This is a genomic window from Sphingomonas sp. (assembly GCF_024508665.1).
Taxonomy (GTDB): domain Bacteria; phylum Pseudomonadota; class Alphaproteobacteria; order Sphingomonadales; family Sphingomonadaceae; genus Sphingomonas.
On sequence record NZ_JANINP010000001.1, the window covers coordinates 186,159 to 208,864 of the forward strand.

Here is a 22,706-nt window from a genome sequence, read left to right on the forward strand (position 1 = left end):
ATATGGGTGGGCCGGCAGCGGGGACGCAACCATTGTCATCTTACGAAAATCGATACTGGTGGTCCAACGACGAAGTGCGGCTGCATTGCCGGGATTATCCCGGCCCTGATGCTGGCCCCGGCGGGCGTCCGCCGATCGTCTGCATCCCGGGTCTGACGCGCAACGCCCGGGATTTCGAGGACATGGCCGAGCGGCTGTCGCCCGATTGGCGCGTGATCGCGATCGAACTGCGCGGGCGCGGCGAGAGCGGTTATGCCAAGGATCCGATGTCCTACGTGCCGCTGACCTATGTCCAGGATGTCGAGGCGCTGCTGGCCGAGCTGGCGATCGACCGCTATGTCGCGTTCGGCACGTCGCTGGGCGGGATCGTCACCATGTTGCTCGCGAGCGCCGGCCGCGAGAAGCTGGCCGGCGTGCTGCTCAACGATGTCGGGCCGGAAATCGAGCCGGCCGGGCTGGGACGAATCCGGTCCTATGTCGGGCGCGCCAACACCTGGCCGACCTGGATGCACGCGGCGCGCGGGGTGCAGGAGGCCAATGCCGACGTCTATCCGCATTACGGGATCGAGGAATGGCTGGCGATGGCCAAAAGGCTGTATCGCCTGAACAGTTCGGGTCGGATCGTGCTCGATTACGACATGAAGATCGCCGAGCCGTTCCGCGTGCCGGGAAACGAGGCCGGCCCTGATATGTGGCGCGCGCTCGATGCGCTGAAGGACGTGCCGACGCTGATCCTGCGCGGCGCCCGCTCGGACGTCCTGTCGGCTGCGACCGCGGAGAAGATGGCGGCGCGGCTCGGACGCGCCGAGCTGGTGACGGTGCCCGATGTCGGCCACACGCCGACACTGACCGAACCCAAAGCGGTTGCGGCGATCGACCGCCTACTCGATCGAGTCGCGAAGGAACCCGTCACGGTGTGACGCGTCTTTCCCGCTCAACAGGGAGAGTGATCGTGTCCGACACCACCGACAGCTTGGTCGAACGGCCTGGCGCCGTTTCCGATACCCATACCGATAAGCCGAGCCTGAAAGGCAAGCGCGTCATCGTCACCGGCGGCACCACCGGAATCGGCCGCGCAATCGCCGCGCTGCTGGCGAGCGAAGGCGCGACCGTCGACATCTGCGGCCGCAACGAACAGCATTTGCAGGACGCGCTGGACGCGATCGGGAGGGTCGGCACGGGGCAGGGCAGCGCGATCGACCTGGCCGATCAAGACAATGTCGAGCGCTATTTCGCAGAGGCGACCGCGCGGATGGGCGGCCTCGACGTTGCAGTCATCAACGCCGCGATCCCGGCCGGCGGCTTGAGCGAGATGAGCGGGCGCGATCTGCGTTATGCGATCGCGACCGATTTCACCGCCTATCTGATGAGCGCGCACGAAGCGGCCGAGGCCATGCGGGCTGGCGGCGATATCGTGCTGATCGGGTCGATGTCGGCGCATATTTTGGGTCCGAGTTCCACCGTATATGCCGGGATGAAAGCCGGCATCGCGGGGTTCGCCGAGGCGTTGCGCAAGGAGCTCGGCAGTCGCGACATCAAGGTCAGCCTGATCGAGCCGGGCTACACCCAAGCCGATTTCCATTATCCCGATATCGACGCCGAAAAGCAGAAGCAGATGGTCAGGGAAGAGAAAATGTTGCGGTCGGAGGATATCGCGGTCGCCGTCCATTACGCCCTAACGCAGCCGCGCCGAGCGGTCGTGCAGCAGATCACCGTGGCGCCCCTGCGCAAGGACGACGAATGAATTATCCCTTCGACGAGCTCGTTTTCAGCCCGCTCGATGTCGATCTGTCCAAAGGCCCCCTGGCCGGGCGCATCGATGCCGAGACCTATTGCCTGGGTGCGTTCAACCCCGGGATGACGCGCCTGCCCAACGGCAATCTGTTGCTGATGGTGCGGATCGCCGAGGCACTGAAGACGCCGATCGCCGACCAGAAGATCCACTCGATCCGCTGGATACCTGGGGACAGCTCGGCCCCCGATGCCGGCCGATATTGTCTCGACCCCTGGCCGCTGGAGATGGTCGATACTGCCGATCCGCGCAAATTCATGATGCGCGGCGGCGGCTGGAAAGTGATGGCCTTGACCAGCCTGTCCTGGCTGCTGCCGGTCGAGCTCGATGCCGAGGGGCGAACGGTAGTCGATATTCATTATCGCGACGCGATCGCTCCGCGCGCATCCTACCAATGCTATGGCGTCGAGGATGCGCGGATCAGCCGGGTCGGCAATCGCTGGCTGATGACCAGCTGTTCGGTCAGTCCGGAACGGCATTCGACCACGCTCTATTCGTCGAACGACGCGCACGACTGGCTGCTCGAAGGGATCGTGCTCGATCACCAGAACAAGGACATGCTGATCTTCGAGGATCGGATCGGCGCCAATTACTGGGCGCAAACGCGGCCCTTGGGCGACCTCTATTTCGCCTATCCGCCGGGCAGCGAATGGCGCGCCGGCCCGTCGATCAACCTCGCCACCTCGCCCGACGCGCTGCATTGGAAACCCCACGAAAAGCCCGGCATTCGGCCGCATTCCGCGACGCTGGCCACCGCGCGGATGGGCGGGGGCACGCCGCCGGTGCTGACCGATCGCGGCTGGCTTTCCTTGTGGCATGGGGTCGAGCCCTATGGCGTGGTCGGCATCTATCGCACCTATTGGTCGCTGCTCGATGCGCGCGATCCATCAGTGACCTTAGCGACCAGCGACACCCCGCTGCTAGAACCCGCGCCGCACCTGACCGAGCCGATGAAAGAGCTTATGTATCTGGACAATGTGGTCTTCTCGACCGGCATCGCGGATGCAGGCGATCACTTCATCGTCGCGAGCGGCGAGGCAGACCTGGCGTGCCGCATCACGCATGTGCCGAAGAGCGTGTTCGGCCTATGATTCCTACCGTCACCCCGGACTTGTTCCGGGGTCCAACGTGCGGCTAGAGCCGGAAGCGATACGTTTCATACCACGATGGATGCCGGAACAAGCCCGGCATGACGGAATAGAGGCCCATCTTTGCCCGCACCTCTCAACATCCTGCATATGCATTCCTCGTTCAACCTGGGCGGGAAGGAAGCGCGTTCGGTTCAGTTGATCAACGCGTTCGGCGACGGCGCGCGGCACACGATCGTGTCGGGAATGCCCGACCAATATTCGGCGCGCGACGCGATCGCGCCGGGGATTGGCTATGAGATCGCGCAGAACCCGCCACCGCTGACCGGCCGCCCTTCGGTCGGCCGCTATGAGGCGATCGCCAAATATATGCGCCGGTTCGATCTGGTGCTGAGCTACAATTGGGGCGCGATCGATGCCGTGATGGCGAAGCGCGTTTTCCCCAAGGGCATGCCGCCGATCGTCCATCACGAAGACGGCTTCAACGCCGACGAAGCGATGAAGCTCAAGCCGCAGCGCGCGATCTATCGGCGGATGGCGTTCCCCGCCGCTTATGCGGTCGTCGTGCCGTCGATGACGCTCGAATGGGTGGCGACCAATGTCTGGAAGCAATCGGCGCCGCGGCTGCGCCGGATCCCGAACGGCATCGACACCGCGCTCTATGCCAAGAAGCCCAATCCCAAGGCGATCCCCGGCCTGGTCCGCAAGCCGGGCGAAGTGATCGTCGGCGCGCTGGCCGGGCTGCGCGAGGTCAAGAACCTGCCGGCCTTGGTGCGCGCGACCGCCGGCTGTTCGGCGCGCGTGCGACTAGTGATCGTCGGCGAAGGGCCCGAGCGCGCGAAGATCGAGATGGCGGCTCGCGCGCTGGAAATGCAGGACAAGGTGCTGCTGCCCGGATTCCTGCCCGATCCGCACACTTATGTTGGGCTGTTCGACATCATGGCGCTGTCGTCGCTCAGCGAGCAATTCCCGATCTCGGTGGTTGAAGGAATGGCGGCGGGATTGCCGATCGCCTCGGTCCCGGCCGGCGACATTCCGTATATGGTGAGCGAGGAGAACCGCCCCTATATCACCCCGCATTCGGGCGAAGTCGACCTGCGCGACGCGATCCAGGCGCTGGCGGCGGATGCCAAACTGCGTGCGGCGATCGGCAAGGCCAATCGGGCCAAGGCGGTCGCCGAATATGACGCCAAGGCGATGATCGCCGCTTATACGCATCTGTACGAAGAGGCGCTGGGTAGGGCGGGCGCGCTGTCGTGAGGAGTATTTTGCTCGCCTACAGGCAGCGAAACGCTATAGGCAGCGTTATAGGTCGCAGGAGGATTACGTGTTCAAGGGCTTGACGCCTATCGTCTACAATGGTCGCGAAGTATGGCCGCTGGTGGAAGGCGGCAAGGGCGTCGCCGCGACAAATCATGCCAGCGCAGGCGCTTGGGCCGCCGCGGGCGGTATCGGTACGGTCTCCGCGGTCAATGCCGACAGCTACGATCCCGAAGGCAAGATCATCCCGCAGGTGTACAAGGCGCTGACTCGCCGCGAGCGCCATGAGGAACTGGTCGACTATGCGATCGAAGGCGCGGTCCAGCAGGTCAAGCGCGCGTTCGAAATCGCCGGCGGCAAGGGCGCGATCAATATCAACGTGCTGTGGGAAATGGGCGGTGCGCAGCGCGTGCTGCACGGCGTGCTCGAACGTACGCGCGGCTTGGTCGCCGGTGTGACGTGCGGCGCCGGCATGCCCTACAAGCTCAGCGAGATCGCCGCATCGTACAACGTCAATTACCTGCCGATTGTCAGCTCCGGCCGCGCCTTCCGCGCGCTGTGGAAGCGCGCTTATTCGAAAGCGGCGGAATGGCTCGCCGCCGTGGTCTATGAGGATCCCTGGCTGGCCGGCGGCCATAACGGCCTGTCCAATGCCGAGAATCCGCTGGAGCCGCAGGATCCCTATCCGCGGGTCAAGGAATTGCGCGAGACGATGCGCGAGGGCGGTATTTCCGACGAGGTGCCGATCGTGATGGCGGGCGGCGTGTGGTACCTGCGCGACTGGAACGACTGGATCGACAATCCCGAACTCGGCAAGATCGCATTCCAGTTCGGCACCCGACCCTTGCTGACGCAGGAAAGCCCGATTCCGGAAGCGTGGAAGGCCAGGCTGACGCAGATCGAGGAAGGTGACGTGTTGCTGCACCGTTTCTCGCCGACCGGCTTCTATTCGTCCGCGGTCCGCAATCCGTTTCTGCGCGCGCTCGAGGCGCGGTCGGAGCGGCAGATAGCCTTTTCGACGCAGGAAGCCGGCGATCACACCTTCCAGCTCGACGTCGGGGTGAAAGGCAAGAATTTCTGGGTGACCAGGAACGACCTGCTCCGCGCGCGCGAATGGTTCGGCCATGGTTTCACCGAAGCGCTGAAGACGCCGGACAACACATTGGTGTTCGTGACGCCGACCGAAAAAGCGGAAATCCGCAAGGACCAGGCAGATTGCATGGGTTGCCTGTCGCAATGCCTGTTCTCGAGCTGGGCTGACAGCGAGACCAACTCCACCGGCCGACTGGCCGATCCGCGCAGCTTCTGCATCCAGAAGACGCTGCAGGACATCGCGCATGGCGGCGATGTCGACCAGAACCTGATGTTCGCCGGGCACGGCGCGTATAATTTCAAGAAGGACCCGTTCTATTCGAACGGCTTCGTGCCCACGGTGAAGCAATTGGTCGATCGCATCCTGACCGGGGACTGACGATAGACGACGGGGCAGCTTGGCTTTCGAACGGCCAAAAGAAGGTTCATTGCCGGGCAATCCTGATCCGCTACCTCGGCTGGCGATGAAACGCGCGCTTGTCCTCCGTCACGTCGAACATGAAGGCATTGCCGGCTATCGCGAGCCGATCGAGGCCGCCGGCTATGCGATCGAGCGGGTCGCGGCGCATCATGCGGGATGCGCGCGGCTCGACACCATGTCGCCCGACCTGCTGGTGATTATGGGCGGCCCGATGGGCGTCTACGATACCGACCGTTATCCCTGGCTCAGTGAGGAGATCGCGGTGATCCGCCGGCGCTTGGCAGCCGATCTGCCGACACTCGGCGTCTGTTTGGGTAGCCAGCTGATTGCCGCTGCGCTGGGCGCCGAGGTCCGCAGGGGGCCGGTGCGGGAGATCGGGTTCGCAACCGTTACGCTCACGAATGCAGGTAAAGCCGGGCCGCTGCGCCATCTCAAGGACGTTGAGGTGCTGCACTGGCACGGCGACACATTCGACGTGCCTGACGATGTCGAATTACTTGCTACGACAGTATCTTATGCCCAAGCTTTTGCTCGCGGTCGCAATCTGCTCGCGCTCCAATTCCATGCCGAGATGGGTGAGGACGAGCGGTTCGAACATTGGCTTGCCAATGACGGTGCCGATATCGCCGAAGTCGGATCCACCCCGGAGGCGTTGCGCGCGGCGCACGACCGGCTGGGGCCGCCTGCTGTCGTGGCAGGGAGGGCCATGATCGGCGAGTGGTTGGGCGGCCTGGTCAGCTGATCTGGTCAAACCGCCGAGCGGTCCAACGCGGGTTTAAATCCAGCCCTCCAATACTTGATCTGGCGGGCGATGGCCGTCGGCCCAATGCTGGATGTTGCGGATGACGCGCTCGCCGGTCGCGGCGCGCGCTTCGAAGGTGGCCGATCCCATGTGGGGCAGCAGCACGACATTGGGCAGCGCCAGCAAGCGCGGATCGATCGCGGGCTCATGCGCGAAAACGTCGAGACCGGCACCGGCGAGCCGCCCCTGTTCGAGCGCGTCGATCATCGCGGTTTCGTCGATCGCCGATCCACGCGATGTGTTGATCAGATAGGCCTGGGGCTTGAGCAGGGCCAAGCGGCGGGCGTCGATCAATCGCTCGGTCTGGTCAGTGTGAGGCGTGTGGATCGAGATGAAATCCGATCCGGCGAGCATTTCGTCCAGATCTTCGTGCCAGGTCGCCGCAAGCTCCTGCTCGACCTGTTCGGGCAGGCGATGGCGATTATGGTAATGGACGGTAAGGCCGAAGGCGCGCGCGCGAACCGCCACCGCCTGGCCGATCCGGCCCATGCCGACGATGCCCAGCGCCTTGCCCCCGATGCGGTGGCCGAGCATCGCGCCGGGGCTCCATCCGCTCCACTGGCCCGACCGCGCGAGCTTTTCGCCCTCTGCGAGGCGGCGCGGCACCGACAAGATCAGCGCCATCGTCATGTCCGCGGTGTCTTCGGTCAGGACGCCCGGCGTGTTCGTGACGAGAATGCCGCGGGCGCGCGCGGCCTTCAGGTCGATATGATCGACGCCGTTGCCGAAATTGGCGATCAGTTTAAGGCGCTCGCCGGCCGCCTCGATCAGGTCGGCGTCAATCGTGTCGGTGACCGTCGGGACCAGTACGTCGGCGTCCTGGACGGCTGCAACAATCTCATCGCGGGACATCGCCGCGTCACGGCGATTGAGCTGGGCGTCGAACAGTTGCGCCATACGGTCCATCACCGCATCGCTGAGTTCGCGCGTGACGATCACCCGAGGTTTGCGCTTTGACCCGGCCATGCGCCCGGCTTGGCGGCTTCGCGGGTTTTGGTCAATGCGGTTGATGCACCGCGACGCCTGCGCAATAGGTGGGAATCGATGGTGGCGTAAAAAGGGGATGGCCATGCGTATCGGCTGGGCGTTGTCGGGGATCGCGGCAGCGGCGATTACGGTGCCGGCGATCGCCGCGCTGGTGGAAAAGAAACCGCCTTATTTCGCATCGATCAATGCGAAGTCGGCCTTCATGCGTACCGGTCCCAGTCGGATATATCCGGTCAGCTGGAAGTATCAGCGCCAAGGTCTGCCGGTGAAGATCATCGAGAATTACAAGGAAAAGGGCGGCGGCGCCTATTGGCGCAAGATCGAGGATCCGGGTGGCACGCAAGGCTGGATGCAGGCCAATTTGATCAGCGACCAGCGCACCGCGATGGTGATGGGCGATATTGCCGAATTGCGCGACTCGCCGCGCTTTGCGGGCAAGGTCAATTGGCGAGCACAGCCCGGGGTCATCGGTCGCGTCAGCAAATGCGGCAATGGGTGGTGCTATCTCGACGTCGCCGGCCGGGGTGGCTTCGTCGAGATCAGCCATTTGTGGGGCGTCGACCCGACCGAAACGATCGAGTGATGACCGAGTGATGCGGATCGAGCTGGACGATGTCTCGCGGCCGGAAGTGGTCGCGCTGGTCGAATATCATCTCCGCTCGATGCACGAGATTTCGCCGCCCGACAGCGTCTTCGCGCTCGATCTGTCGGGGCTGAAACATCCGGACGTGACGTTCTGGACGCTATGGGATGGCAAAGAACTGCTCGGAATGGGCGGGTTGAAGCAGTTCGACGCGGAGCATGGCGAGATCAAGTCGATGCGCACGGCGCCCACCGCCCTGCGGCGCGGCGTGGCGCGCGCGATGCTCGACCATATTGTGCGGGAAGGGCGGGCGCGGGGCTATCGTCGCCTCAGCCTGGAAACGGGCAGCAACGCGCCGTTCGCTCCAGCCTGGGCCCTGTATGAACGCGCCGGGTTCGTCCCTTGTCCGCCGTTCGGCAGCTATACCGATATCAATTTCAGCCGATATTTCACTATCGAATTATGACCCGGAACGCTCGCCAGCGGCGCTGCCGAGCGAGCCCGCGGTCGCCGCGATCGCAGGGCGTCTGTCGCACACCGTTCCATTCGTCTCAAATCGCGGAACTTTTTCCAACAGCCAGATTTTAGCTGTCGAATTCGCAGCGCCTTTGGGCCGGTAACGCCGACCGGACCGACGCTCGTCCTCACTGACTACCACGGCGGTGTGTCGTCGTTGCAACGCAAGGAATCCGTGGCGTCGGACGAAAGTGCGTCCGCTATTGAAATTAATTTCAGAAACAGATAGCGCCGCCGCCTCAATAGCGTAATGCGTCAGGGAGGATGTCATGTCTGGAATTTTCAATCGCCTCGTGCCGGCGTTCGTAACGGCTGAGCAGCGCGAAATAACGGGCGGCCGCCTCCGACTCGGGCTCAAGGCCGCATTGCTGGTTGGTTCGGCCGTCCTCCCCGCGACCGGCGCGATGGCGCAGCAGGCGCCCGATGCCGGTCAGGCGGCGCCGCAATCGGCCGAGCCGACCACGCCGCCCAACACCGACGCCCAGTCGGGAGACCAGACGCTCAACGACATCGTCGTCGTCGGCAATACGTCGGGCAAGCGTACCTTGTTCAACTCGTCGTCGGACGTCACGTTGGCCAATGCTGCCGACATCCAGCGCAAGGCCCCGCGTTCGACCGCAGAGGCACTGGAGCTTGTTCCCGGGATCTTCGTCGAGGGCACAGCCGGCGCGGTCTCCAACAATTATTCGGTGCGCGGCCTGCGCGGCGGCGCCCAGACCTTCATCCAGCTCGAAGAAGACGGCTTGCCGATCATCTATGGCGGTGGCGGTGCCGACGAATATTTCCAGAACGACATAACGATCGACCGTCTCGAAGCGGTCGAAGGCGGTACGTCGGGCGTGCTGGCGGTTAACGGAGCGGCGGCGACGATCAATTTCATCTCGGTGAAGCCGAGCTACGATCGCGCGACCGCGATGACGCGCTTCACCGGCACCAGCTATGGCGAATTGCGCGCCGACGGATATTTCTCGGCGCCGCTCGCCGACAATGTCGCTTTCTCGGTCGGCGGCTATGTGACCTCCAACCCCGGATTCCGGCGCTCCGATTTCGACTATACGACCTACCATTTCAAGGCGATGCTGGAAACCAAGTTCGCCGGTGGCGGCTTCCTGCGCTTCACCTTCAAGCGCGGCGATCAGCATGACGCTTATTATGCCGACATGCCGTTCACCTCGAATGGCGGCAAGATCGGCGACGTTCCGGGGCTCAACGGCCTGCGTGACAATATCGCGGGCCGCGCGTTCGGTCAGATCCTGGTGCCGGATTCGTGCGCGACCGGCACGTGCCTTAGGCCGTTCAGCCTGAGCGACGGCATCCACACGCAAACGACGCAATATCGCATCGATCTCGAAAAGCCGCTGACCGACAAGATCAGCGTCTTCGCCCGGGCGCGCTATCTGAAGTCATCGTTCGACTTCAACGGCATCTTCCCCGGCTCGAATGGCCAGCCGCCGGCCTCGGCGGTCACGTATCTAACCCCCGGCGTGTCGCCGATTTCGAGCCTTCTTGCACTTGGCACCGCCGCTTATGGCACGACCAATTTTGGTATCCGCAACGTCGTGACCGGTCAGGTGATCCCGGTCAGCGACGGGGCGACGCTCAACGCGCTGAACGGCAATGGCCTGCTGCAGCAGACGGTCCTCAACCACCAGCGGCTCGACAGCAAGGATTTCGGCAGCGATTTCGGCGTGACGTTCGACTTTGGCAGCGGCGCGATCGACAATTCGCTGACGATCGGCGGCATGTATTACAACGTTACCAAATATAACGATCAGTCGGCCACCGCATCGCTGATCAACGACGTCACTAACGGCTCGAACATCTATGACGTCGTAGCGCTCAACGCCTCGAATGGCGTGATCGGTCAACTGACCAACAACGGCATGGTCAGCTATGGCGATTGGGGGCAGGGCATCTTCAAGGACAAGCTCGAATCGATTTCGGGCTATTTCAACGATGAGCTCAAGATCGGCGACAACCTCCATATCGACTTCGGTGCGCGTTACGAACACGTCCATGACCGCGTCGACATCGGCAATTCCTACGCAGTCAACCCGCCGGTACCGGCGGGCACGCCGGGGCTCATTCCGACCCTGGGACAGTCGTTCGATGGCACCTTTACGCGCCAGGAAGGCAGCTACGATCACGTCGCTGCGACGGCGGGCATCAACTACACGCTGACCCGCAATTTCTCGGTCTATGCCCGCTACGCTCGTGGGTTCCAGACCAGCGCCGGGGACAATGGCGGTGTCCATCAGCCCGCCAATTTGACCCTGTACGAGGCGGGGGTCCGCTTCCAGTCGCGGATGCTGGTCGGCTCACTGGTCGCGTTCAAGACCGAGTTCCGCAACCAGGGCTATACGTTCCTCGACCCCAGCGACCCGACCAAGGTGTCGAACGCCACTGCCGACGACAATATCAAGGGCATTCAGCTCGATTTCGACCTGAAGCCGGTCGACTTCTTCAAGCTGTCGCTGTCGGGCGTGTACCAGGATCCCAAGTTGCAGAACCTGCGGTTCAATGGGACCGCGCAGCCGCAATATGAGGGCAATACGCCCGAGCGCACGCCCAAGGAATTGCTGACCGTCACGCCGCAATTCATCCTGCCGGGCGGGTGGGGCGAGATCTATGGCCGGTACAAATATATCGGCAAGATCTTCGCCGACGCCGGCAATGGCGTCGCATTGCCGGCTTATGGCGTGTTCAGCGTCGGCGGCTCGATCAACCTGTCGTCCAAGATCAACCTCAACGTCAGCGTCGACAATCTGACCAACGAGCGCGGCTATACCGAGGGCAATCCGCGCCAAGGCCAGACGCAGTCGATCGTCAACGGCTATTTCTACGGTCGCGGCATTATCGGCCGCAACGTTTTGGCCAGCATCACGGCGAAGTTCTGATAGGAAAAAGGGGGCGCGTCGGCCCGGGTGATCCCGGGCTGACGTGATCTTGCATTGAGGATTGGTGATGCGCCTTCGATCGATATTGCTCCTGGCGCTGGCTTGTGGGAGCGCGCTCGGCGCGCGCACGACGCCCCGCGCCGACGCGGCTTTCGTCCAGAAGGAAGGACTGAACCTCAACAGCTTCGTCCGTAAAGGACCGGTCGCCGCGCATATCGTGCTGCGTTCGGGAAGTGACCCACGCCTTATCGTTGCCTTTCCCGCCGGGAACAGCGGCATCGGACTGTGGTTCGACCCTGTCCAGGACGCACCGCAATGGACGATGCCGGCGCCGGCCACGCCGGTTACCGTTGCGGATGCCAAAGGGCGACCGCTCCATGGCGTATCCTTTACCGCCGACATCACGGCGTCGCGCCTGACTCCTAAACAGGCGGTGCTATCGAGCGTGCGCGTGCTGCGTGATTATCAGGCGCTCGGCACCGCGCCCGCGGAAGTGCTCACAGCAGTCACGGTGCGCGGCGATGCCTTGACCTGGGCGCGGGATCGGCTCGACGGTGCGGTCGGGTATCGCTTGAGCGTTCGGATCGTCCGGGGCCGCTGGGACGGTCGCAGCATCGTCGCTGCGGCCGATGGTCGCATCACGCTGGGGATCACTGCCGTGTCTGGGGAGCCGCCGCTGACCCCAGTGCCCATGGCCGGGCTGCTTACCCCACAGGCCAACGCGGACGCCGGAGCACGGCGGGCGCTCGAATTCTTGAGCTATCGTGAGAAGTTTCTCGCCGGATCGTGGCGCTTCAACACCTATTTCGGCCGCGACACATTGATGTCGGTGCGGCTGCTGATGCCCGTATTGCAGCCGGCAGCGGTAGAGACAGGGCTGAGCTCGGTGCTGGAGCGCCTGTCCGACAAGGGGCAGGTCGCGCATGAGGAGGATATCGGCGAGTTCGCCATCCTTGATCACATGAAGAGCGACGGTACCAAGTCCGACGCGCCGACCTACAATTACAACATGATCGACGGCGACTTCATGCTGGCGCCGGTCGCCCGCGCCTGGCTGCTCGACGATCCCCGTGGGCGTGCCCGCGCCGTAGCGTTCCTGGCGCGGAGAAATGGCAAGGAGCGCGCCGGCGACGCCCTGATGCGCAATCTGCGCCACGTCCTCGGTCGCGCCCGACCGTTTGCCGACGATCCGAAGGCAACCAATCTGATATCGCTCAAACCCGGCATGGACGCCGGCCAGTGGCGCGACAGCAATGAGGGGTTGGGCGGCGGCCGCTTTCCCTATGACGTCAACGCGATCTTCGTCCCGGCCGCGCTCGACGCGGCGGCGGCAATGGATCGCGCCGGCCTGCTCGGGCCCTATATGACCGCCGAAGACCGCGAGGCTTTCGCCAAAATGTCGAAGATCGAGGCGATTTGGCGGTCGCGGGCGCCGCAACTGTTCGCGATGTCGATCCCCACCGACCGCGCCCGCATTGCAATCACGGCCTATGCCGCGCGGGCGGACGTGCCCGCGACTGCCGCGATGGCGGCGATCGGCAACGGCGGTTTGCGCTTCAATGCGATCGCGCTCGACGCTCAGGGCACGCCGGTGCCGATCGAGAATTCGGACGAGGGGTTCGCCTTGCTGTTCGGTCGCCCTGACGATGCGGCGCTCACGACCGCCGCGGAAGTGATTGGCAAGCCGTTCCCGGCAGGGTTGATGACCGGCGCCGGCATGCTGGTCGCCAATCCCGCTTTCGCGTCGGACGCGCTCGCCGCCAAGTTCGGGCCCAATGCCTATCACGGCACGGTGATCTGGTCGTGGCAACAGGCGCTGGCGGCGGCGGGGCTGGAACGACAGCTCGCGCGGCCCGACGTCTCGCCCGTTGTCCGCGCGAAGCTTAGGGCGACGCAGCAATGCCTGTGGCGCGCCATCGCCGCCACTCGCCAGGTGCAGAGCTCCGAACTCTGGTCGTGGCGCTATGCTGGCGGGCGCTACGAGGTTGCCGCGTTCGGTGCGAGCGGGCGCGACGTCGACGAATCCAACGCCGCGCAATTGTGGAGCACGGTCTATCTCGCGCTGAAGCGTCCAGCGCCGGACGGCCGCATCGCCTGTCCAGCGAATTGATACCTGGTTAGGATCAAGCGCATGGGCGAACCGGGCATCCGCAACATCGTCATCCTGGGCGGCGGTACCGCGGGCTGGATGACCGCGGCGGCGCTGAGCCGCGCGCTGAAGGGATCGGGCCGCACGATCACGCTCGTCGAGTCGGATGAGATCGGCACGATCGGGGTAGGCGAGGCGACGATTCCGACCATTCACTGGTTCAACCGGATCGTCGGGCTCGATGAAGCCGAATTCATCCGCGAGACCAAGGCGACCTACAAACTCGGCATCCAGTTCAGCGGCTGGAACGGCGATGGCAGCGCCTATCTGCATCCGTTCGGCACCTTCGGTCCTCCCGGCGACGGGGTGATGTTCCTTCATCGCCTGATCCGCGCGCGGCTCGGTGGGATGGCGGCGGCGACCGAGGATTTCTCGTTGACCGCGCAAGCCGCGCGCGCCGGCAGGTTCGCGACTCCGGTAGGCGATCCGCGATCGCTGCGATCGACCCTGGGCTATGCCTATCATTTCGACGCGGGCCTCTATGCGCGCTATCTGCGCCGCCACGCCGAAGCGCTCGGCGTGGTGCGGACCGAAGGCAAGGTCGCGCGGGTCGAGCAGGATCCCGAAAGCGGCTGCATCACACGGCTCGTCACCGAGCGCGGCGACCCGGTGGCGGGCGAACTCTTCATCGACTGTTCGGGTCTTCGCGGGCTGCTGATCGAACAGACCTTGGGCGCCGGGTTCGAGGATTGGAGCGAGTGGCTACCCTGCGATCGCGCCTGGGCAGCACCGAGCCCGGTCGAGGGCGAGATCATTCCCTATACCCGCGCGACCGCGGCGGAAGCGGGCTGGCGCTGGCGCATCCCGCTCCAGCATCGCACCGGTAACGGCTATGTCTTTTCCAGCCGGTTCCAGGACGATGATGCCGCTCGCCAGTCGCTGCTCGATGCGCTCGGCGAAGAGCCGATCGCCGAGCCGCGTCTGATCCGTTTCCTGCCTGGCAAGCGCAAGCGCTCCTGGGTCAAGAACGTCGTCGCGATCGGCCTGTCGAGCGGCTTCCTCGAGCCGCTCGAATCGACCAGCATCCACCTGATCCAGAGCGGCATCGCCAAGTTGCTGGCGCTGTTTCCGCGCCACGGCGACGATGCGCTGGTCGCCGAGCAGTTCGACCGCGTGTTCGGGCAGGAAGTGCTCGACGTCCGCGACTTTCTAGTGCTGCATTACAAGATGACGGCCGGCCGCGACGAGCCGCTGTGGCGCTATTGCCAGGACATGCCGATCCCGGACACGCTCGCCTATCGCATCGACCAGTTCCGCGCGTCGGGACGCCTCGTCCTGTCGACCGACGAACTGTTTCGCGACGCCAGCTGGTTCGCGGTGATGGACGGGCAGGGGATCCGGCCCACCGACTATAATCCGATGATCGAAACGCTAAGCGAGGCCGATAACCGGCGCCACGTCGAAGCGGTGCGTGCCGCGATCGCCCAAGCGGCGGCGCAATTGCCGCCGCTGCCGCTACCGGCGGACATGGCTAAGGTCTGACGCGCTCCTGCGCGGCGGCCGCCCCGGCCGCTGCGTACCCGATCAGTCGATGAGTTCGACCGCTATTGCCGTCGCTTCGCCGCCGCCGATGCACAGCGACGCCACACCGCGCTTGAGCCCGCGCGCCTGAAGCGCCGACACCAACGTCGTCAAGATACGCGCGCCGCTGGCGCCGATCGGATGGCCGAGCGCGCAGGCGCCACCATTCACATTGATCTTGTCGTGCGGGATGCCGAGGTCGTGCATCGCGATCATCGCGACCACGGCGAACGCCTCGTTGACCTCGAACAGGTCGACATCGGCAACGGTCCAGCCGGCCTTGTCGAGCGCCTTTTGCATTGCGGCGACCGGCGCGGTCGTGAACTTTGCCGGCGCATGGGCGTGAGCGGCTTGCGCCACGATCCGCGCGACCGGCGTCCTGCCGAGCTTGTCGGCAACCGAGGCGCGGGTGAGGACGAGGGCGGCGGCGCCATCGGAAATCGACGAGGCGTTCGCCGCCGTGATCGTACCGTCCTTGGCGAATGCGGGTTTGAGCGTCGGAATTTTCGAGGCATCAGCCTTTGCGGGCTGCTCATCGAGTGTGATCGTATCGGTGCCCTTGCGCCCGACCACCTCGACCGCGACGATCTCGCGCTCGAACGCGCCCGATTTCTGGGCCGCCTGCGCACGCTCGAGGCTGGCGATAGCGTAATCGTCCTGCGCGGCGCGGGTGAACTGATATTCCTGCGCGGTCTCTTCGGCGAAGCTGCCCATCAACCGGCCGGGCTCATAGGCATCCTCGAGCCCGTCGAGATACATGTGATCCTTGAGCACATCGTGCCCGATCCGCGCGCCGCCGCGGTGGCGCATGGAGAGGTACGGCGCGTTGGTCATGCTTTCCATGCCGCCGACCACGATAAGGTCGACCGACCCGGCCGCGAGCGCCTCGCTGCCCATGATCGTCGCCTGCATGCCCGACCCGCACATCTTATTGACCGTGGTCGCCTCGACATGATCGCCGAGGCCGGCGTTGATCGCAGCTTGGCGCGCCGGTGCCTGGCCGAGCCCGGCGGGAAGCACGCAGCCCATATAGATGCGCTCGATCTGCTTGGGGTCGACGCCGGCGCGCTCGACCGCTCCCTTGACCGCGGTCGCGCCCAATTGCGTCGCGCTGGCGCCGGTCAGTGTTCCCTGAAAACTGCCCATCGGGGTGCGGGCATAAGACAGGATGACAATTGGGTCGGCGGTCATGAAGGAACTCCGGGAGATGACGTTGCAGGAGATCTAGTGGCGGGCGACAGTGAATTCAAATTGGGCGGGGTTGCTCTGCGGCAATTCGAGCGGGTCGTTCGTTCGCTAAGGCAATGGCCATGGAAACCCTCATTACCGCGATCAAATGGATCGCCTCGATCAGCGGCATCATCGCTGCCCTCATGGTCTCGCTTGATTCGGGGCGGCGCGTGACCGGCTGGGGATTCGTGATCTTCACCGGTTCGGCGCTGTGCTGGGTGGCGGGTGCGGTCCTGTCGAAGGATGCCGCGCTCGGAACGCAGAACGTCGTGTTGCTCGCGATCGACGTCTTCGGCATCTATCGATACCTGATCCGGAAGAAGGCGGCGGGCTGACCGCGATCGGCGCTTACCCTTAACGTCAACCCGTGGTAGCAAAGTGGCGATGAGGACGTTGCTGCTCGCTTTGCTCATGACGACCGCACCGGCCGTGGCGCAGGATGTTGCTTTGCCAAAGTCGCCCTCCGCACCATCGGCCGCGCCGCCGATCATCGAGCCGCTCGTCTCCTCGGTCGATGGTCTGCCGATCGCCGCGCTACCGGCCCAGCGACTGCCCGCCAAAGGATGCGCGGCATTCCTGTGGACGCGGACGCCAAGCATGGCGCTCGTGGCGATGGCGAGCACTGACCCCGCGTGGCTGCGGCTGACGATCGACGGTAAGGTGGCGGACCTCCCGATCAGCGCGCAGAACGGCATCGGTGGTCTCGGCTACTCGCAGATCACCGAATACCGAGGCAGGGGCACGACGGCCACCTTGCAAATTGTCGTAAAGACCGACGCCAGCACCCCGAAAAGCGGATCAATTTCAGACGCGACGTTGCGGATCGACCGCGCGGGCCGCGCCAGCATGGTTGTACCGGTTGCCGGCGCGATCGGGTGCGCGTGAGGAACCTGGGGAGGATGAAACGATGACGATGCATGACATCCTGGCGGCGCAACGCGCGGCGTTCATGGCCGAATTGCCGGTGAACCTGAACGTGCGCAAGGACCGGCTGAAGCGTGCCGCGGCGATGATTGCCGACAATGCCGATCGCTTTTGCGATGCGCTGAGCGAGGATTTCGGGCATCGCAGCCGCGAACAATCCATGCTGACCGATATCGCCGCCTCGGTCGCGCCGCTGAAACACGCATTGAAGCATGTCGATCGCTGGTCGCGTCCGGAGCGCCGCCCGGTGACCGCGCCGCTCGGCCTGCTCGGCGCCAAGGGCTGGATCGAGTTCCAGCCCAAGGGCGTGGTCGGGGTGATCTCGCCGTGGAATTTTCCGGTCAACCTGATCATGGCGCCGCTGGCCGGGGTGTTCGCCGCAGGCAACCGCGCGATGGTCAAGACGAGCGAATTCACGCCACGCGTCGCCGCCTTGTTCGAGGAAGTCTGCCCCAGCTATTTCGCCGCTGACGAGCTTGCGTTCGTGTCGGGCGGACCGGAGGTCGGCAAGGAGTTTTCGGGCCTGGCGTTCGATCACCTGATCTTCACCGGCGCCACCGGGATCGGCCGGCACATATTGCATGCCGCCGCGGATAATTTGACCCCGGTGACGCTCGAACTCGGCGGCAAGTCGCCGGTGATCTTCGGGCGGTCGGCGGACGTGAAGCGCGGCACCGAGCGTGTGGCGATCGGCAAGATGCTCAATGCCGGCCAAATCTGCCTGGCGCCCGATTACATGCTGGTCCCGTCGGACCAGGAACAGGCGGTGGTCGACGGCCTGAAGCAATCGGTATCGGCGATGTACCCGACCCTACTCGCCAATCCCGACTACACCTCGATCATCAACGATCGTCATCATCAGCGGCTGCAGGATTGGCTCGAGGATGCCCGTGCCAAAGGGGCGACGATCGAGACCGTCAATCCCGCGAACGAGGATTTCGCCGCGTCGAACAGCCGCAAGATGCCGCTCCACATCATCCGTGACGCCACCGACGACATGACGGTGATGCAGGAAGAGATTTTCGGACCGATCCTGCCAGTGCGGCGCTACGACGATATCGACGGCGCGATCTCCGAAGTGAACCGCCGCGATCGGCCCCTCGGCCTCTATTATTTCGGCAGCGACGACACGGAGCGCCGCCGCGTGCTCGACCGGACGATCTCCGGCGGCGTGACCTTGGACGACGTCATCTTCCACATCTCGAACGAGGAATTGCCCTTCGGCGGAATCGGCCCGTCGGGGATGGGCGCGTATCACGGGCATGACGGGTTCAAGACGTTCAGCCATGCCAAGACGGTGTATCGCCAGGCACGCTTCGATATCGCCAAACTCGCGGGTCTCAAGCCGCCCTACGGCAAGGCGACTATGACTTCGGTCAAGCGGCAGATGAAATAGGTTTCCAGAGCGGGCCGGACAAAAACAGGGGCCGCCCAAAGGCGGCCCCAAGTGATGCTGCTGTTTGCCAAAGCAGTATGGCCGACATGGCCGGAAACTTCCTGATTCGCAATGTGCTGGCGCGTTTGCGCATACCCATTCCGAGCTTAGGACATAGCTTATGCCGCTCTCGATACCCCCTATGTCCCGACGGGTGATGTCAATGAATCGAGTTTGTTGTTACAGTACCTGAAGGATGGATAGCTAATATAGATTAATATAACTAAAGATATACTTAAATAACGTCATATATCTCCAGTATCGAATTAAGCCATATTTTTACCATAATGACGTAAACGTCCTATTTACTATCGGCTCTACTGACCTAAAAAATTCACATAGCTTCCGATCAAACCGCGAGTCGCCGACGGGAGATGATGAATTCAAAGATTAATTCAGGAGTAGGCCATGATCTCGACCTTTCGAGCCTCTGCCAGCGCGATCGTCGCGCTCGCGGTCGCCATCGCCCCGATTCCGGCATTTGCCGCAGTCACCCTCGTCGATCCAACGCCAGCCGCCGATCCCGGCCAGGTCGTTCTGCCAGGAATGCAGGCAACGTGTGACGCCGCGGCATTGGCCCACGACACCGATGGCGCGGGCGGCGACATCTGGACCGGCCAAGTGGTGCTCGGTTCGGTAACGCTGGCCGCTGGGCCGATCGAAACCGGCACTCACTCGATCACCGACGCAATTCCGGGCACCCTTGTCGGCGCCGGCACGTTCACCCCCGCACACACCGAAATCCTTGGCGATCCCTATCGCAATGGCGGCAGCGTCAACATGTTCGGTATCAAGCAGGCGGTCGGCGGCCATTACAGCGCCAGCACCTATGATTTCATGGGTACGTTCAAGACGACCTACGCCCATGCGTTCAGCTGCGACATCTTCAAGTCGCTCTATCATCCCGCCGTCGACATTTATCACCCGGCGGTCGGCATTTACGTGATCGCCGGCGACTTCGGCGATTCCGAAGACGCGGTCCGGGGCAATTGCGCCGCCTTCACCGCGCAAGGCTCGGACCCGACCAACCTTCCGAGCTGGTGGGGCGACCCGTTCCATGGCGGCAACCCCGATAATCCGCACTGCAAGTTCCAGGGCACCGCAGCTTACACCGAGCATCACGATGCCTATAACGATCCGCCCCAGTTGCAGGGCAACGAAGCGCAGACTGCCGTCAACGTCGACCAGACCAATGTGCTTCGTGCTCATGAGGATGCCGGTGAAGGCTTCGACACCAGCGCGACACTGATCATCGGGCAGGTCGTGGTCTGCATCTCGCCGAGCAAGACCGGCACGAAGCTGCCGGGTGCCTGGACCAAGCAGAACGGCTATACCGGGGACAAGTGCACCACCGACTGGTATAATGGTGGCGCGACCGTCGGCGTTCCGAACCTGAATGACGGCAGCCACAATTGGGTCACCGTTCCGGTGATCTGACCTGCCGCATTTCTGAAACTTCAAGCGCCTCGCCAGGTCACACTGGCGAGGCTTTTGATTCCGGGTGAGGCGGTACACCGCGTAGGAGCGAGGGCCGGTCCCGCAAAGCAGTGCGGCCGCTGACAATGGGGCCGGGGCCCTCGGCTCAGAATGCCTTGCGAAGACCTATCGTGATCACGCGCCCGAGAGGGTTCAGTATATAGGGTTGATATCGTGTCGGCGTCAGCCCGTTGCCATCACGAACTCGCTGTTTCGAATCCAGCAGGTTGGTCACTGCCACGGATAAGCGGGCGCCTTTCAGCACGGGGCTGCCGCGTGCCAGCGTGCCGAGATCAGCGAATAGCCGCATGTCGACGTTGGTCTGCGCCGAGAAAAAGAGGTCATTCGGCGACGGAATGTCGGCGGCCTTGATCAGCGTTGCGCTGCGCCAGGTGCCGTAAAGCTGCATTCCCACCCCCCGACCGGCGAGATTGGCCGAAACGCGTACGGTGTGCCGGGCCAAGCCTCCGCCATATCCGGTCGCGCCGCCCGCCAACAGGTCGACCTCCGGCAAGCCAAGCTGCGCGCGACGCACGCTGCGTAGGATCCAATTGTGCTCGATGCTGAAATTGAAGCGTGCCCGACCGTCGAACGAGAATGCTCCGTCGGAATCGCTTCCCGAACCAGCCGCGCGTTTCCGGCTGGGCTTGCCGAGCGACCCGTGAAAATCGATCCGCGAGTGCAACTGGTCGCTGTTGTCATAGGCAAAGGCGACGGGCCGGCTGTCGACCAGTGTCAGAACGCCGTTGGCGTCGCGCACGAAGCGATCGGGGAATGCCGCCTGGACCTGCGCGTTGACAGGAGGGAGCGAGGACTGAAGATTTGTGGTTCGCCGGCTGGAATATTCCGCGGTCAGGATCAGATTCGCATTGCTGAAAGGCAGATACGTGCCCCCCACCGACCAAATCTTTCGCGTGGCGACGGGCAGATTGGGGTTGCCCCCGGTGACATAGCGGACCTGGACCGTCTGTCCGGTGACGAAGTCGAAAATACGGTAATTTTCATAGACGATTTGTGGGTCGCTGAGCGTCTGGGCGGACGGCGCTTGCCGCTGCATGTCGAACGAGCCGCGAAGATTCAATGACTTGGTCGGTTGCCACGCCAGCCCGGCGCCGAAATCCTCGACCGTCCCGACCCGGTTGATCCTGCGGATCGCTCCGTTGAGGTCGAGTTCCAGATTGCCGATCGGCGACTTGTCGCCGAGCAAGGGGACCTGGAGGTTGCCTGAAAGTGCAGCTTCGTTTTGGACATAGCTTGTCACGTTCGGCACCGACAGGAATTCCCACCGTCCATCGAGCCGGTCGGTTCTTAAAGTCGCCGTTACCGCGGCACGTACCGGGCCCGCTGGCAGTTTCAGCACTCGTCCGGAAAGCGTCGTCCGCAAGGATGCAGTGTCGCCCCTCGACCGCGAAAAATTGTACCGGAGCGCCGTCAGGTCGCTCGGCAAGGCGCCGAACGGGTTCACGGTGCCGGCACTGATCGCGGCCTGAAGCGGGGTCGGATCGGAGGCGGCCTGACTGTTGGTCCTGGCGGCGACGTGTTGCCAATTTCCGGCCACGCGCAAATTCCAGCCGCCGATCGGCGTCGTGAAATCGCCGCCAAGCTCGAGGTTGGTATTGTGTCCCTCTTGGAGCAGTGCATCGCCAACGTACCGAGCGACCCTGACATCGCGTGTGAATGGCGAAAATGGCGTACCCGCGGGCACCAATAGCGACACCCCGGCAAGGCCCGCCTGCGAGTCCGTGCTCACCCATTCGGCACGCGCGTTGAGCGAGAACGCCGTCTTTCCCCATTGCCGCGCGATGTTGCCGTTCACCGAATAGCTGCGTTTGCCGGCAGTAAGCGTGCGAAAGTCACGAACATCGGTAAAGTTGGGCTGGTTGCCATTGGCCGCCAACGCGCCCAAAGTCGGTGCCGTGTTGCCGGCCGGGATGGGCGCGATGGTTACCGTCTGTCCCGCGAGCGCGCTCAATGCAGGGTCGATCTCCGCCCCCCAGATCGTAGAGGCGAAAATATTGCCGCGGCTGTCATAGGGCGCCGTCAAGGGATCGCTGACGATGTCGCGGTCGCTTTCGAAGAGAGGATCGACGCGCTCGCTGCGGAAAACCAGGCTGTCGCGGTTGCCGTTTTTCAGCCGCAAAAGGTTGATCTCGGCCTTGTAGCTTCGCCCTGCGCCAGCGGTTGCGAAGCTCCCCTCGGCATTTCCGGTGATCTGCCGGTGATTATCCTTGAGCACTACGTTGATCACGCGCCGGGTGGGGCGTTCGCCTAGGCGCCCAGCCACGCGCTGCGGTAACACCTGAATCTTGCGGATCGCCTCGGTCGGAAGGTCGTTTACCGTGTTCAGGCCGGTGGTTTCCCGACCGTTGATCAGGATTACGGGACCTTCGCCGGACGAATCGGCCGCGCCGCCGACCTGGTCGAGCAGATCGCCGACGGTGTCGGCGCCGTAGGCGGCAATATCCTGTTCGCTGAGTTCGTTTTCCGGTGGAACGCCCGGCAATACGCCCTGTCGAGAGGCGTAAACAATGAT

The 22,706-nt window shown here is 63.7% G+C and carries 18 protein-coding genes; 15 read left to right on the forward strand and 3 right to left on the reverse strand.

Annotated elements, in window-relative coordinates; genetic code table 11:
* The first annotated feature begins 32 nt into the window (after positions 1 to 32).
* The 6 genes from Q0L25_RS00885 to Q0L25_RS00910 all read left to right on the forward strand — a co-directional run bounded on the left by Q0L25_RS00885 (position 33) and on the right by Q0L25_RS00910 (position 6,395).
* Positions 33 to 920, forward strand: coding sequence for an alpha/beta hydrolase (locus tag Q0L25_RS00885; RefSeq protein ID WP_296611039.1), 888 nt, complete (start codon positions 33 to 35; stop codon positions 918 to 920).
* Between the two features lie 32 nt (positions 921 to 952).
* A complete protein-coding gene (locus Q0L25_RS00890; protein ID WP_296611040.1) occupies positions 953 to 1,744 on the forward strand; it encodes an SDR family oxidoreductase in 792 nt (263 codons plus the stop codon).
* Positions 1,741 to 2,883 carry a glycosidase gene (locus Q0L25_RS00895; RefSeq protein WP_296611041.1) on the forward strand — a complete coding sequence of 381 codons (1,143 nt, stop codon included), beginning with the start codon at positions 1,741 to 1,743 and terminating at the stop codon, positions 2,881 to 2,883. The genes Q0L25_RS00890 and Q0L25_RS00895 overlap by 4 nt, the downstream gene beginning before the upstream one ends.
* A gap of 147 nt (positions 2,884 to 3,030) precedes the next feature.
* A complete protein-coding gene (locus Q0L25_RS00900; RefSeq protein ID WP_296611042.1) occupies positions 3,031 to 4,140 on the forward strand; it encodes a glycosyltransferase family 4 protein in 1,110 nt (369 codons plus the stop codon).
* Between the two features lie 67 nt (positions 4,141 to 4,207).
* On the forward strand, positions 4,208 to 5,611 hold the full coding sequence (locus Q0L25_RS00905; RefSeq protein WP_296611043.1) for a nitronate monooxygenase: 1,404 nt from the start codon (positions 4,208 to 4,210) through the stop codon (positions 5,609 to 5,611).
* 85 nt (positions 5,612 to 5,696) lie between these two features.
* Positions 5,697 to 6,395: a glutamine amidotransferase gene (locus Q0L25_RS00910; RefSeq protein WP_296611044.1), complete on the forward strand. Its 699-nt coding sequence runs from the start codon at positions 5,697 to 5,699 to the stop codon at positions 6,393 to 6,395.
* A 33-nt stretch (positions 6,396 to 6,428) separates the two neighbouring features.
* Here the strand turns inward: Q0L25_RS00910 and Q0L25_RS00915 are convergent, their stop codons facing one another.
* Positions 6,429 to 7,421 carry a D-glycerate dehydrogenase gene (locus tag Q0L25_RS00915; RefSeq protein WP_296611045.1) on the reverse strand — a complete coding sequence of 331 codons (993 nt, stop codon included), beginning with the start codon at positions 7,419 to 7,421 and terminating at the stop codon, positions 6,429 to 6,431.
* Between the two features lie 103 nt (positions 7,422 to 7,524).
* Between Q0L25_RS00915 and Q0L25_RS00920 the strand changes: the two genes are divergently transcribed.
* The 5 genes from Q0L25_RS00920 (at position 7,525) to Q0L25_RS00940 (ending at position 15,069) form a co-directional block, all read left to right on the forward strand.
* Complete coding sequence (locus Q0L25_RS00920) at positions 7,525 to 8,025, forward strand: SH3 domain-containing protein (RefSeq protein WP_296611046.1); 501 nt, start codon at positions 7,525 to 7,527, stop codon at positions 8,023 to 8,025.
* A gap of 10 nt (positions 8,026 to 8,035) precedes the next feature.
* On the forward strand, positions 8,036 to 8,491 hold the full coding sequence (locus Q0L25_RS00925) for a GNAT family N-acetyltransferase (protein ID WP_296611047.1): 456 nt from the start codon (positions 8,036 to 8,038) through the stop codon (positions 8,489 to 8,491).
* A gap of 319 nt (positions 8,492 to 8,810) precedes the next feature.
* On the forward strand, positions 8,811 to 11,438 hold the full coding sequence (locus Q0L25_RS00930) for a TonB-dependent receptor (protein WP_296611048.1): 2,628 nt from the start codon (positions 8,811 to 8,813) through the stop codon (positions 11,436 to 11,438).
* Between the two features lie 67 nt (positions 11,439 to 11,505).
* The gene (locus Q0L25_RS00935; RefSeq protein WP_296611049.1) at positions 11,506 to 13,548 is read left to right on the forward strand and encodes a hypothetical protein; all 2,043 of its coding nucleotides are present in this window, start codon (positions 11,506 to 11,508) and stop codon (positions 13,546 to 13,548) included.
* A 21-nt stretch (positions 13,549 to 13,569) separates the two neighbouring features.
* Positions 13,570 to 15,069 carry a tryptophan halogenase family protein gene (locus Q0L25_RS00940; RefSeq protein WP_296611050.1) on the forward strand — a complete coding sequence of 500 codons (1,500 nt, stop codon included), beginning with the start codon at positions 13,570 to 13,572 and terminating at the stop codon, positions 15,067 to 15,069.
* A gap of 42 nt (positions 15,070 to 15,111) precedes the next feature.
* On the opposite strand, the gene Q0L25_RS00945 is transcribed toward Q0L25_RS00940, so the two are convergent.
* The gene (locus Q0L25_RS00945) at positions 15,112 to 16,299 is read right to left on the reverse strand and encodes an acetyl-CoA C-acyltransferase (RefSeq protein WP_296611051.1); all 1,188 of its coding nucleotides are present in this window, start codon (positions 16,297 to 16,299) and stop codon (positions 15,112 to 15,114) included.
* 119 nt (positions 16,300 to 16,418) lie between these two features.
* Here Q0L25_RS00945 and Q0L25_RS00950 point away from each other — a divergent pair, with 119 nt between their 5' ends.
* The 4 genes from Q0L25_RS00950 to Q0L25_RS00965 all read left to right on the forward strand — a co-directional run bounded on the left by Q0L25_RS00950 (position 16,419) and on the right by Q0L25_RS00965 (position 20,134).
* Positions 16,419 to 16,673 carry a hypothetical protein gene (locus Q0L25_RS00950; protein ID WP_296611052.1) on the forward strand — a complete coding sequence of 85 codons (255 nt, stop codon included), beginning with the start codon at positions 16,419 to 16,421 and terminating at the stop codon, positions 16,671 to 16,673.
* A 49-nt stretch (positions 16,674 to 16,722) separates the two neighbouring features.
* Positions 16,723 to 17,223, forward strand: coding sequence for a hypothetical protein (locus Q0L25_RS00955; RefSeq protein WP_296611053.1), 501 nt, complete (start codon positions 16,723 to 16,725; stop codon positions 17,221 to 17,223).
* 22 nt (positions 17,224 to 17,245) lie between these two features.
* Positions 17,246 to 18,658 carry a coniferyl aldehyde dehydrogenase gene (locus tag Q0L25_RS00960; RefSeq protein WP_296611054.1) on the forward strand — a complete coding sequence of 471 codons (1,413 nt, stop codon included), beginning with the start codon at positions 17,246 to 17,248 and terminating at the stop codon, positions 18,656 to 18,658.
* 447 nt (positions 18,659 to 19,105) lie between these two features.
* Positions 19,106 to 20,134, forward strand: a complete 1,029-nt coding sequence (locus tag Q0L25_RS00965; protein WP_296611055.1) for a hypothetical protein — start codon at positions 19,106 to 19,108, stop codon at positions 20,132 to 20,134.
* Positions 20,135 to 20,279: 145 nt separating this feature from the next.
* Here the strand turns inward: Q0L25_RS00965 and Q0L25_RS00970 are convergent, their stop codons facing one another.
* A complete protein-coding gene (locus tag Q0L25_RS00970) occupies positions 20,280 to 22,676 on the reverse strand; it encodes a hypothetical protein (RefSeq protein ID WP_296611056.1) in 2,397 nt (798 codons plus the stop codon).
* Between the last annotated feature and the right edge of the window lie 30 nt (positions 22,677 to 22,706).